The organism is Thermogemmatispora sp. (assembly GCF_019683635.1).
In the GTDB taxonomy this organism is placed as follows: Bacteria; Chloroflexota; Ktedonobacteria; order Ktedonobacterales; family Ktedonobacteraceae; genus Thermogemmatispora.
Genome location: NZ_JADGIA010000148.1, coordinates 1 through 13,153 on the forward strand (window position 1 = coordinate 1; position 13,153 = coordinate 13,153).

Annotated in this window: 8 protein-coding genes; 5 read left to right on the top strand and 3 right to left on the bottom strand. The window is 60.5% G+C overall.

Annotated features, from left to right (window positions below; all coding sequences use genetic code 11):
* Positions 1-406: 406 nt before the first annotated feature.
* Positions 407-607 carry a helix-turn-helix domain-containing protein gene (locus IRZ31_RS15185; protein WP_052888497.1) on the bottom strand — a complete coding sequence of 67 codons (201 nt, stop codon included), beginning with the start codon at positions 605-607 and terminating at the stop codon, positions 407-409.
* Between the two features lie 448 nt (positions 608-1,055).
* Here IRZ31_RS15185 and IRZ31_RS15190 point away from each other — a divergent pair, with 448 nt between their 5' ends.
* The 5 genes from IRZ31_RS15190 (at position 1,056) to IRZ31_RS15210 (ending at position 10,112) form a co-directional block, all read left to right on the top strand.
* Positions 1,056-2,465, top strand: coding sequence for a metallophosphoesterase (locus IRZ31_RS15190; protein WP_297155107.1), 1,410 nt, complete (start codon positions 1,056-1,058; stop codon positions 2,463-2,465).
* A gap of 97 nt (positions 2,466-2,562) precedes the next feature.
* Positions 2,563-5,709 (top strand): DNA polymerase I, encoded by a 3,147-nt coding sequence (gene polA, locus IRZ31_RS15195; protein WP_297155108.1) that lies wholly within the window; start codon positions 2,563-2,565, stop codon positions 5,707-5,709.
* A 91-nt stretch (positions 5,710-5,800) separates the two neighbouring features.
* The gene (locus tag IRZ31_RS15200; RefSeq protein ID WP_297155110.1) at positions 5,801-6,973 is read left to right on the top strand and encodes an LL-diaminopimelate aminotransferase; all 1,173 of its coding nucleotides are present in this window, start codon (positions 5,801-5,803) and stop codon (positions 6,971-6,973) included.
* A 218-nt stretch (positions 6,974-7,191) separates the two neighbouring features.
* On the top strand, positions 7,192-9,336 hold the full coding sequence (locus tag IRZ31_RS15205; protein ID WP_297155112.1) for an amylo-alpha-1,6-glucosidase: 2,145 nt from the start codon (positions 7,192-7,194) through the stop codon (positions 9,334-9,336).
* 290 nt (positions 9,337-9,626) lie between these two features.
* Positions 9,627-10,112 (top strand): Hsp20/alpha crystallin family protein, encoded by a 486-nt coding sequence (locus IRZ31_RS15210; protein ID WP_297155114.1) that lies wholly within the window; start codon positions 9,627-9,629, stop codon positions 10,110-10,112.
* A gap of 386 nt (positions 10,113-10,498) precedes the next feature.
* Here IRZ31_RS15210 and IRZ31_RS15215 read toward each other — a convergent pair whose 3' ends face one another.
* Both IRZ31_RS15215 and IRZ31_RS15220 read right to left on the bottom strand, forming a co-directional pair.
* On the bottom strand, positions 10,499-12,388 hold the full coding sequence (locus tag IRZ31_RS15215) for a protein kinase (protein ID WP_297155116.1): 1,890 nt from the start codon (positions 12,386-12,388) through the stop codon (positions 10,499-10,501).
* A gap of 222 nt (positions 12,389-12,610) precedes the next feature.
* Positions 12,611-13,018 carry a RidA family protein gene (locus IRZ31_RS15220; RefSeq protein ID WP_297155118.1) on the bottom strand — a complete coding sequence of 136 codons (408 nt, stop codon included), beginning with the start codon at positions 13,016-13,018 and terminating at the stop codon, positions 12,611-12,613.
* Between the last annotated feature and the right edge of the window lie 135 nt (positions 13,019-13,153).

The window sequence follows — 13,153 nt, forward strand, 5'->3', positions numbered from 1 at the left end:
TTGCTTGGCTTGCCGCTGTCTCGATCGGTGGCTCTCCGCTATCTCTAGTGTAGCGCTGATCTCTATTATATAGATATATATGTATCTATATGAAAAAGCGATATGATCGTATATAGCAGTTTTTCAATAACTGGAATGGCAAAGAGAGGCGAAGGATGAACACGATGACGGCAGTTGATCGATCTGCTTCTGTAAGAGGGTGGTGGGTTGTGTCGGACAGGACAGGCAATGTTGGCAATCCACTGACAGCTGGTCCGCAATGGCTGGGCTATCTGCCAGCCCAGCGAAGCGAGAGGAGCTGCGCCGGCGGGGGTACGGCGCAGGTCGGAAAGTTCAGGTCCCGCTCGCTATGGCAGCCGCCGCCAGGGCACAGCGCTTGTCTCGCTAACCGGCGGCGGCTGGTCCTCTATGAGGCAGGGGTTGTACCTCTCATGAGCGCATCCAGCGTGGACTTCTTGATACGGTAAGCCTGACGCTTGCCACGGTGGGGGAGGGTGATCGCCTCCAAGGCTCCGCTCTTGATCCAACGACGCACCGTTGTATCGTCCACGCGCAGACGGCGCGCAACTTCACGTACCGTGAGCAGTTCTTCCAGATCCTCAGCCATAGCAGTCTCTCCTACTCTTTGGGATTAGCTCGTAACAGGCGCGATCACCAGCGTTCCTCTGACACCCCCAAGCGCGCCGTCTTCTCCTCGTTGATCGGAGAGAGCCGGGTCGCCTCCCGGTCAAGCCCGGAAGGGGTGCCATCTGGCGATTCACGAGCAGACGTTTTTTCGGTCCCTCTATACGAGAGTATATCCCTGGGGGTAGCATCCTCCCGTGAGGCCAGAACAGTTGAACGCTGTCTGCCAGTTAACTACACTATACAACTACGCACAAACGTACTAAAATGGAGCAGATGTCAGGTTGGCATCTACCTTCTCCCCTTGGAAGTGAGCGGTCGCTTCGGCTGCCAGATTGGATTGCCTCAGGCAGAATTTCCATGAAGAGAGGGGGAGACAGGCGAGTGATCGACTTGCGAGCGGTCCAAAGGACTGGAAAGGGTTCTTTTTGATGTCTGTGACCATTCTGGTCGTCAGTGATCTCCACCTTGCGCATGGTCAACAGCCTTTTGAGGGCTTTACCGAGAAGCAACAGCGTGCCTGGGAGGAGTTTCTGCAGGCGGCCTCTCCTGGAGGCCCCCTTGTCGAGGGGCGGGCAGATGAGACGGTTGAGCTGGTGATCAATGGCGACTGCTTTGATTTTTTGGTGGCTGCTCCCCTGTGGCATGATCGTACTCGTACGGCAGCTCAGGCTTTGGAGAAGCTAGAGCAGATCATTGCCGCTCATGAACCATTCTTTGAGGCGCTGGCCCAGTTTTTGAGGCAGCCTCAACGGCGTGTGACCTTCGTGCCCGGCAATCACGATATTGAGCTGCTCTTCCCGGCAGTTCAGCAGCGCCTGCGCCAGGCGGTGGGTTGGCCCGCGGCCTCAGAGGAGCGGCTCCGCTTCTGGTCACGTGCGCGCTATGAGCCGCTGTCGACGATCGCTATCGAACATGGCAATCTGTATGATTTCTGGAACCATCGCAGTGCTGGCTTGTGGACTGTCAGTGGCGAGCCGCTGCCTCCCCCCGAGGAGATTCTTCTCTCTGCCGGTTCGTGGTATTATCAAGAGGCAGGGGTACTGATCCATCGCCGTTTTCCGTATTTCGACCACTTGGAGCCGTCGCTCAGCTATCCGCGCCAGATGGCGCTGCTGAGTCTCTTTGCTCCCGAGCTGCTGTGCGAAGTGGTGACGAATCTCGTCGGGCTGATGAGCCGGCCACGTCAGCCTCTGGCTGGCTTGCGCCAAGGCGAGGAGCACCTGGCTCTGCGCCTCTTTGAGGAGGCGATGCAGGATCTGGCCGCCTTCCAGCGCGATATGCAGCGCCAGAAAAGCGACTGGCAGCCGGTGCCAGGCTGGGATGAGCAGCAGGCTACGGCAGCTATGCTGGAGGAGTATACGCTCTTGCGGGAGGCGGTGGCCCAGGCTAGCGAGCCGACAGCGACGGAGAGGACGCTACTGGAGGCGGTGGCCCGCATCTTTGGCAGGTCAACGGCCCGCCGAGCAAGCCCAACTGGCGCTGGTATGCAGGCCCTGCTCCAACGTGAGCCTGGCCTGCGCTATGCCCTGGCTGGCCATACTCATGCGTGGCTCGTAGAGCCGCTAGCTGAGAGCCGCCAATCCTATCTGAATACGGGTACATGGACGCGGCGCCTGGCACGGCCTGCACCGGAGGAGATCACGCCAGCGACGTTAGCCTGGCTGCGTTCACCAGATTGGCCACCTACGCCGACAACGTCGCCGCTGCGCGAGGTGACACAGTATACGTTCGCGCTGATCCGTGCCAGCAACGACGGGGTCCAGGCTACGGCCAGCCTTTGCGCCTGGGAAGCCCGTTCTCAGCCAGCTTACCGGGTCCTGGCAACAGCTGCCTTCTGAGTGTAGTGCCTGGGAGAATTAGATGGCGACGGAAGCCAGCAATAAGCGTACAAGTCGCGAGAGGAGCTTGCGTGGTCTGAAGGGTTGAGTAGAAGGTATGAGCGAGAGTGACATTTCAAGAGCACAAGAGAAACCTCGGTGCGGTGAGAGCGGCAAGAAGCTGCTCCTGGTCGATGGACATGCCTTGATCCACCGAGCCTTCCATGCGCTGCCCGAGATGCTGACGACGAGCAGCGGCGAAGCGGTGAACGCGGTTTTTGGCTTCGCCAGCATGCTGCTGAAGGCGCTGGCTGACGTGCGTCCGGACTATGTGGCCGTGACCTTCGATCGCTCAGTGCCTACCTTCCGTCATGAGGTCCTGCCAACTTACAAGGCGCAGCGCCCCTCGCTACCACCAGTGATGCGCTCGCAGTTTGAGCGCATCCGTGAGCTGGTTCACGCTTTCAATTTTCCCGTCTACGAGCTGGACGGCTTTGAGGCAGACGACCTGCTCGGAACACTGGCGCGTCAGGCAACGGAGCAGGGCCTGGAGACCATCATTCTGACCGGCGATATGGACACGTTGCAGCTGGTCGACGACTGTGTACGCGTCATGGTGGCCAAACGCGGCATTAGTGAGGTGACAGTCTACGATCGGGCCGCGGTACAAGCGCGCTATGGCATCGAACCGGGGCAGCTACCGGACTTTAAGGGGTTGGTCGGTGACCCGTCGGATAATATCCCCGGCGTGCCTGGGATCGGAGAGAAGACCGCCAGTCGGCTGATCGCCACCTACGGCAGCCTTGAGGCGGTGCTGGACCACCTGGCAGAGCTGAAACCAAGGGAGCAGAAGGCCCTCAGCGAGGCACGCGAGCAGGCCCTGCAGAGTAAGTACCTGGCCACGATCGTACGCCATGCCCCGGTGCAGCTTGATCTGGCCGCTTGCGACATCAGACGCTTCAATCGCGAGAAGACGCTGGCTCTCTTCCGCAGGTTGGAGTTTCATTCGCTGGTTGATCGGCTGCCCAGCCCCGACGGCACCTTCGGCGATACGAGAGGCGGCAAGGCGGGCGGCCAGGGAGAGGCCCTTCTTCCCGGTGCAGGGCAGCCAGGGTCTGATTTCGCTGAGCAGTCCCCAAACGATCCTGACGGAGACGATGCTCACGAAGGGCAGGAGACACCTCTAGGCCTCGTGCCCATCCTGGAGCCTCCCCCTCCACCAACGCAGCTCACTCAGACCGGCGAGCCAGCGATAACAGCGGGACTCGCTCTTACTGCTCAGGAGCCTGCCAGCAAGTCGCCGTCTCAGCACGGAGATCACGCCCAGGTGGAGCAACTGGCGCTCTTCGAGCTGCCAGCTCAGGCAGAAGTACGCCACCTGCGCCTGCCTGCCATCGGCAACAGTCTCCCGCTCCTTGAGCCGGTCAGCGAAAAAACAACCAACACGCTGCTGATCACCAGCGAGGAGGCGCTGACGGTTCTGGTGCACAGCCTGCGCCGGGCAGGAGCCTTTGCCTTTGACATCGAAACTTCCTCTGAAGACCAGTGGCGGGCCGAACTGGTCGGGCTAGCTTTTAGTATGGCCCCCGGCGAGGCTTACTATGTCCCTATCGGCCACCAGCAGACGCTCGACGGCGAAGAGCCACCAGCCCAGCTTCCTTTACCCTTCGTGCTGGAGCGGCTGCGCCCGGTGCTGGAAGATGCCCATATTGCCAAATATATGCACAATGCGAAGTACGATCTGCTGGTGATGGCGCGCTACGGTGTACGCATCCAGGGATTAACCTTCGACACGCTATTGGCGGCCTATCTGCTGGACCCTGGCCGGCGCGGCCTGGGACTGAAAGAGCAAGTTTTCCAGCGCCTGGGCTATGTGATGACCCCTATCTCCCAGCTCATCGGCAGCGGCAGCAAGGCCATCAGCATGGCCCAGGTTTCGGCAGTGCGTGCTGCAGAGTATGCCGGGGCCGACGCGGACATGACGCTGCGCCTGGTGGCACTATTGCGACGCGACCTGCAGCGCCACGGCCTGTGGAAGCTGTTCGAGCGTATAGAGATGCCGCTTGTGGACGTGCTGGTTCAGATGGAGCTGCACGGCGTGGCCCTGGATGCTGACTTTCTGCGCGCTTTCGGCGAGCGCCTCAACGAGCAAATTCGCACCCTGGAGCAGAAAATCTACGACGCTGTAGGACACCGCTTTAACATCAATTCAACGCGGCAGCTGGCCGAGGTCCTCTTTGGGGAGCTGAAGCTGCCCACAGGGCGCAAAACGCGCACCGGCTATTCTGTCAGCGCCGAGGTCATCGAGAGTCTCAAGGGCCTTCATCCGGTGGTCGATGCCTTGCTGGAATACCGCCAGCTCGCTAAACTGAAATCTACCTACGTCGATGGCTTGCTGACTCTCATGGACCCCGTGACCGGGCGCGTGCATACGTCGTTCAATCAAGCGGTGACCTCCAGCGGGCGGCTGTCGTCTAGCAATCCCAATCTGCAGAATATCCCTGTGCGGACGGAGATCGGGCGCCAGATTCGGCGTGCCTTCATTGCGGACCCGAGCTACCTCCTGCTCACTGCCGACTATTCTCAGATCGAACTACGCATCCTGGCGCGCATTACAGGTGAGAAGCGTCTGGTGGAGGCCTTCCAGCGGGGCGAAGACATTCATACGATCACTGCCGCCTCTCTCTTCCATGTGCCGGTGAGCCAGGTTACGCCCGAGCAGCGCCGCCTGGCCAAAACCGTGGTATATGCCATTCTCTATGGTCAGTCAGCTTTCGGGCTGGCTCAGGTGACCGGCATGAGCAATGCTGAGGCCAGCGAGTTCATCAAGCGCTATCACGAGACCTTCCCCGAGGTGCGGCGCTACGTGGATGCAACCTTGAACCAGGCATACAAGCAGGGCTATGTGAATACGCTCTTCGGGCGCAAGCGCTTCCTGCCAGACCTGCGGACTCTCAGTGGACCGGAGCGCCAGGCTCTGGAGCGTGAGGCGATCAACATGCCTATCCAGGGCACCAACGCAGACGTGATCAAGATCGCTATGATCCGTATCCACCACGCTCTACAGGAGCGTGGCTTGAACGCGCGCATGATCCTTCAGGTGCATGATGAGCTGGTCTTTGAGGTGCCAGTGGAGGAGTTGGAGACGACTCGTCGCCTGGTACGGACCATCATGGAAGACATCCCAGAGATCACGGAGAAGGTCCCGCTCAAGGTGGAAACCAAAGTGGGGCGAAACTGGTACGAGGCTGCTCCTGCGGAGTAGCCCGCCGGCGCCCCGTTGAGTCGCTGCCGCCATAGGAACGTTGGATGTTGGCGGTATGATCTCGCTTGCGAACGCAAAAGGAGAGCCATCTGTGCAGCTATCACGTCTTGTTCAGAGTCTACCCCCATATCACTTTGCCGAAACACAGAAGAAGCTGGCCGCCCGCCAGGCGGCAGGGGTTGATGTGATCAATCTGTCGATGGGCGATCCCGACCTACCAGCGCCCGCCGCCGTCATTGAACGCCTCTGCCAGGCAGCCCACGATCCCGAGAACCATCGCTATCCCGAGTATCGCGGCTTGCGCGCCCTCCACGAGGCTTTTGTGGCCTGGTTCCAGCGGCGCTTCGGCGTGACGTTGACTCCGGAGGAGGAGACTTTGCCGCTCCTGGGATCAAAAGAGGGCTTAGCCTACGTGGCGGCGGCAGTGCTCAACCCGGGCGACGTGGCCCTGGTGCCCGATCCCAACTATACCGTCTACGTGACAGGTACAACCAGCACCGGCGCTCATCCCTTTTTGCTGCCGCTGCGCGAAAGCTATGATTATCTGCCCGACCTGGAAAGCATTCCTTCCTCGGTGCTTCAACAAGCCCGCCTCCTTTGGCTGAACTATCCAAACAATCCGACCGCCGCCTGCGCCGACCAGGCTTTTTTCGAGCGCGCAGTCGCTTTCGCTCGCCGGCACGACCTGCTCATCGTGCACGACATGGCTTACGCTGAGGTCTATTTCGAGCAACGCCCACCAAGTATCTTGGAGATCCCGGGGGCGCGCGAGGTTGCTGTTGAGCTGCACTCGCTCAGTAAGACCTATAATATGGCCGGGTTCCGCGTCGGCTGGCTCGTTGGCAACCGCGAGGTCGTGGACGCGGTGGGGCGGCTCAAGAGCAACGTCGATAGCGGCATGTTCCGTCCTATCCAACATGCAGCCATCGCGGCACTGCAATTGCCCGATTCCTGGATACAGGAGCGAAACGCTGTTTACCGCCGTCGCCGTGATCTGCTTGTGGCAGGCTGCAACTCCTTGGGACTGCGCGCTCGCCAGACGCAGGCTGGCCTCTACGTCTGGGCCGCCGTGCCGGAGGGCTTCAAGGCCCGCGACTTCGCAAGCTGGCTCTTTGATCAGACCGGGGTGCTGCTGACTCCCGGGTCAAACTTCGGCGCCGCTGGCGAGGGCTATCTGCGCATCTCTATGACAGCTCCCGAGGAGCGCATCGAGGCCGCGCTACAACGGATGAAGGCCGCTCTGCGCGAGCTACCACGCCCCTGAGATCCTCACCTGGAGCAGGCCGTCGGGCATACCGTCCGCAGCTTGATGCCTACCTTTAGACGCTGCCTCGCTTGGCCAACGCTTGTGCAGCACAATAGCGATGGATGGAGAGATCAAGAGCAGGATCGGGGAGGCAGGCGCGCGCCAGCAGCGGAGCTTGCTCGGGAGCACTCCGGCGGCGCTCACGCCTCCATTTTAGCGCCAGGGGAACGAGGGCCATGATGCAACAGTCTGAGACAAGCGCAATGAAGCGCACTTCGCTGAACGCATGGAATCTCTCGCTTGGTCGCGCCATCTGCGGCGACGTTCAGGCGGGCCTGGAGCGCGAATGGCTGGTCACGAACGGCCTCGGCGGCTACGCCGCTGGCTCGCTTCTTGGAGCCACCACGCGCAGCTATCACGGCCTGCTGGTCGCCGCCCTTCGCCCGCCGATTGAGCGTTGGGTACTCGTGACGAAGGTCGACGAGGAGCTTCGCCTCCCCCAGGGCCCGGTCCTGAAGTTGGGAGTCAACGAGTACCACGATGGCACGCTTGACCCGCAGGGAATGTCGTACCTCGACAGCGTCTGCCTCGAAGGTGACATTCCCTGCTTTCGTTATCGCCTGGGAACCGCTCTCATCCTAGAGAAGCGTATCTGGATGGAATACGGGCAGAATACCACTTACGTCCAGTATGCCCTGCACGGTAGCTATGACGAGGGCGGTGAGCAGGAGCGGGAGCCATCGCTGCTAACGCTCCTGCCTTTCTGTGTCGCGCGTAGCCATCACAGCACGCTGCGTGGAGATCCTGGCTGGCATTTTCAGGTCGAGCAAGATGGGAACCGCTACCGCATCCGCGCCAGCGCTGACACCCCCGTCTATCAGCTGATCGTCGGTCCCTCGGCTCGCTTTGAGCCACGGGGACTGTGGTATTGGCGGGTCCTCCACCGCCACGATCGCGAGCGTGGTCTGCCCTGTGAGGAGGATGTCTATCTGCCTGGCGTCTTCCATCTGCCGCTGATGCCCGGCGACCGGGTGACGCTTGTATTGAGTGCAGAGCAGGAGCCGCCTGCCGCCCTGGGCGGCCCGCAGCATGAGGAGCAGGTCGCCCAGGCTTATGCTCATCATCGTCGCCGCCTCAAGCAGCTCCTTGCTGTGGCAGACCGTAGTGTTGAGGATCTGGCGCAGAGCGATCCTGTCCGCGCCCGCCTGGTGGTGGCCGCTGATCAGTTTATCGTAGCACGTCCGCAGTACGTGCTCACTCCTACGGGGAAGCGCTATTTGCAGCTCTCGCCCGATCATAAGACGATTATCGCCGGCTATCCGTGGTTCGAGGTCTGGGGGCGCGACGCTATGATCGCCCTGCCTGGCCTACTCTTGTGTACCGGTCGCTATAGCGAGGCCCGAGGGCTGCTCAAGGCTTTCGCCTCTTCCGCCAACCAGGGCTTACTGCCGAACCGTCTTCCCGAGAATGCAGCGGCTCCGGAGTATAATACCGCCGATGCCTCGCTCTGGCTTTTCCGCGCGCTCGATCGCTATCTGGCCGCCACCGGTGACTGGACCTTGCTTAAGGAGCTGTTTCCCGCTCTTGAGGAGATCTTGCAATGGTATATGCGCGGGACGCGCTTCGGTATTGGCATGGATCAGCGCGACGGCCTGCTGTTTGTAGGGCTGGGAACAAGTGATCTGCAGCTGACCTGGATGGATGCACGCGTCGACGGCTGCCCGGTGACGCCGCGTCGCGGCAAGCCTGTGGAGATCAATGCCCTCTGGTACAATGCTCTGGCCTGCATGGAGAGCTGGGCAATGCGGCTGGCCATTGATGCCACGCGCTACAGTCAGTTACGCATCCAGGTGCGCAAGCATTTCGCCGAGCGCTTCTGGTACCCCGAGGGGGGGTATCTCTACGATGTGGTGGACGTCGATGGAGAGACGGGCAAGAACGATAGCGCTCTGCGTCCTAACCAGCTCTTCGCAGTGGCGTTACCACGCCGTTTGCTGAGCCATGAGCAGGCGCGCAGCATTGTCGAACGTGTGAGGGCCGAGCTGCTGACACCGCTCGGGCTGCGCACACTCAGTCCTCGCCATCCTCAATACCGCTCTCGCTTCAATGGCGATCAACGCCAGCGAGATAACGCCTATCACCAGGGGACAGTCTGGCCCTGGCTCATCGGCGCCTATATCGATGCCTACCTCCATGTCTACAAGGACAACCAGGCCATTTTGGCTTTGCTGGAGCCGCTGGTGCGCCACCTCTGGGATGCCTGCCTGGGAACAATTAGCGAGGTGGCCGAGCCGGAGCCTCCTTTCACTCCTGCTGGCTGCTTTGCCCAGGCCTGGAGCGTGGCCGAGGTGCTGCGCTGTTGGACGCTGGTTACCGAGTAGACAGTTGGGAGAATCTGAGCGCGTATCTCCCTGCCCTCATGGGAATAAAGTTCCCCTGGTCATTGTTTCTAGAGGGTGGAAAGGCCAGAAGGAGGCCAGCCAGTGTAGCGTATGAGCGGGTCCGCCAACCACCGCTAGTGTGGGTTGGCTCGTTGGCTCACCCGGCAGACTGGCTGGCAGGGGAGTACGCAAAGAATCTCGCTCTTGCGTGCTCCAAGAGAAGCCGATACTCTTATGGCCTGACATCGCTGCGTGACTAGGTAATCATGTCACGAAGGAGGTGACGGACCATGACGACGATGGTTCGCTTCGATCCCTGGCGTGAGATGATCAGCCTGCGCGAGGCGATGGACCGGCTGTTCGAGCAGACCTTTGTGCGCCCGTTCTTCGGCACGCCCTTGAGCCCCACCATGCCCGTGAACGTCTATGAGACGGATCAGGGCTATCAGGTGCAGGCGCTGTTGCCGGGCGTCAAGCCGGAGGACATCGATCTGACGGTCCAGGAGAACACCCTGACGATCAAGGCGCGCTATCCGGCCCTGGTGGATGAGGGGAAGCAGGTGAACTGGCTGCTGCACGAGATCGGTTCTGGCGAGTGTGTACGCAGCATCACCTTTGCTAAGCCGATTGTGGCCGATCAGATCGAGACGCACTACGAGCATGGTCTGCTGACGATCACTGTCCCGGTGAGCGAGGCCAGCCGGCCAAAGCGCATCGCGATCACAGCCGGTCAGCCCGAGCCTCAGAAGGAGCTGGCAGCCGCTAGCACCCGCTGAGGTGTGAGGGCAGCTTACACGTGGCGGATTGGACATCGGGCTACTCCTCCGCCCGTGTTATGCGCTCTCACCGGAAGCGGCACAGGAAAGGTGAAGGCATGCAGGAGGACCGCGTGGGAAGTGACGCTGGTTAGCTGGCAGCTGAGACCGGTCCTGTGGGCGGCTGACCCGTCAGTCGCGACGCATCGAGCGCGCGCTTCCGGTGAGAGCCACACCTTGTAGGGTATGGCGCCAGTCTGCGGATTGGTCTCTTTGCGTTAGCCAGGCTTGTCAGCCTGTTTTTTTTTGCCCTCCACTTCCTGTTCGGCCAGCACTTACCACCTCCGCTGGAGGGAGACACGGGGCCGAGCCAGCGGAGAGCAAGCAAGACCGGCTCCCCAAACTCCCTATTGCACGCGCACCAGAATAACGCTAATGTTACCTTCGCCGCCGGCGCGATTGGCCTCATCAACCAGCAAGCGAGCCAGCTGTTGGAGATCACCGCCGCGCTCCAGCAGCTCGCTGAGACGCTCATCACGGAGCATATGCCAGAGACCATCGGTACAGAGCAGGATCAGATCACCCACCGCTACTTGACGGCTGAAAAAGTCCATTTGCAGATGAGGCGCCTGGCCCAAATAACGGTACAGGCGATGGCGCCGGGCACTATTGTAGAGGTCGTCGGGCGCCAGTAGCTCTGCTTCGACCAGGTTGGCGGCCAGCGAATGATCGCGGGTGATGCGCTCCAGTCCTTTGCCGGGGACGAAGTGATAGAGCCGACTATCACCAACGCTGGCCACATAGAGGTGGCGGCAATGAAGAAGGGCCACGGTTAGCGTGCTGGCCATCGCTGTGTTGTAGTCAGCATTAGAGTGGTAGATGACCTGGTTGGCACGCAGGACGCTCTCCCGCAGCAAGGACTCAGCTTGCTGTGCGGCTTGTGAGCTGACTCCATGCGGCGACCGAGGCGGCAAGGCAGTCAGACGCGGGATGAGAACATCAGCTACAGTGGCAATAGCCAGATGACTGGCCTCATGTCCACCGATCGAGCGCCCTCCAGGACCACGCAGACCATCGGCCACCCCGAACAGGCCAAACGGACGTGGTGGCAGCCCGAGACCTAAACCAAGACCCTGGACAATGAGAAGCATGTCTTCGTTGTCTTGTGCTACGTAGCGCCGCCCCACATCGCTTATATAGCCGACCTGACAGACGTCAATCACGAGCGGTGAGGTTCCATTGAGAGCGTGGCCACAGTGACGACAGTAGCGCGAGCCAGGACGGTTTTCTCGTCCACAGGCCCCACAAGGATTCTCTGGAATGAGGGTACGCACCAACAAATTAGCGCTGCTGCGTAGAGGGTTGCTGCGCTCCGATGGCGGCACAATCACGGTTGGGACCTCGGCAAGGGCCTCTTTCACAGCATCGGCGAAGGCGCGGGCGCTCGGCCAGCGCTGCGCAGGATCAATATGCATGGCCCGTAGAATAGCCGCATCGACTCCAGGATTGAGGGCCGGATTGAGCTGGCTCGGCGGTGGCAGCTCAGCTGAGTGGCTGCGCACGATGGCCTGGAAAGGGAGCAGGCCCGTGAACATCTGATAAGCAACTACCCCCATTGAGTAGATATCGCTTGCTGGCTCAGCATTCCCCTTCTCTTGCTCGGGAGCGATATAGTGTTGGGTACCCAAGGCCCAACCACGCTGCGTCAGCGGCACCTCCCTCTCCATCGCGCGCGCAATACCAAAGTCTGCCAGGACCAGCCGCCCATCATCCTGGTGAATGAGCAGATTTGAGGGCTTGATATCGCGATGGACGATGCGCTGCGGATGGGCATGCACCGCATCTACTGCTTCGGCGAGATCCTCAAGATAGCGCAGAGCCAGCTCTAGCGACAGCGGCTTCTCATCCTTGAGCAAGGCTTTGAGCGTTCCCCCCGTGACAAGGGGCATGGCCAGGTAGAGCAGGCGCCCGTCCTGACCGAAGTTAAGCACTGGCACAATATTCTTATGTCGAAGCTGATGGGCATAACGAGCCTCACGCTTGAAGCGCTCCACTGCTGTGGAAATATCCATATTCGCAATGTGGAGCGAGAGGATTTTGAGCGCGATCTCCTGCTCATCAAAGCCATCTCTGGCCCGATAGACCGCTCCCATGCCTCCCAGACCAAGTAGCTGCTCAATCGTGTAGCGCCCGGCAACGACTGCCCCAGGGAGCAAACACTGACAGAAGGGCTTGCTGCACTGGAAGGTGCCATCAGGATAGCTGGCCTGACAACGCGGATTCGGACAACGAAGCATCAGAGGTTCCTCCCAACACAGGCCGCGCGCACCAGGCGAACGGTCACGACCCTTGTTGCAGATATGAAGGTCAAGCGCGGGAGCAGGCAGATCGCCTATCTCGCCCGCTTCTCGCGCTCTAGTCTAGAGGAGTTATTGTTTCGCTGTCAATTGCTTGCTCAGCTTGTGCGCTCGGGGCCATGCTGCCACCAGGACACGGGCAGCGCCTTCCGACGATCTCCCCTACGGAGCGTCCGTCGAGAGCAGAGCATCGGCTTCGATCTCTACCAGCCACTCTGGATCAAGCAAGCGTGCCACCTGCACCATCGTAGAGGCTGGACGCACTGGGCCAAAGAACTCCCCGTGAACGCGGCCCACCTGCTCCCAGTCTTCTGCACGCGCCAGGAAGATGCGAGTGCGAATCACTGCCGAGAGATCGGCACCAAGCTGCTCCAGCGCTGCCTGAATGATCTCCAGACAGCGTCGAGTCTGAGCAGCGGCATCGCCCGGGGCCACTGTTTTGCCGTCCGGGCCAAGCGGCGCAGTACCCGAGATGGCAATCACATTTCCAAGACGAACTGCCCGTGCAAAGCCGATCACAGGCTCATAGGGTGAACCGGAGGAAACGATCTGACGCTCCAGACGTTCCATATACTTTCGTATTTTCCTTTCTTGATTAAGAAAAAAACCAGCCGAGATAAGGGCCTTGAGGCCTTTCAGCGTAGAGAGGGACCTGTGCGGCGGACTGTCACGGTACCAAGATTGGTATGGAGCTGGAGATTGGCC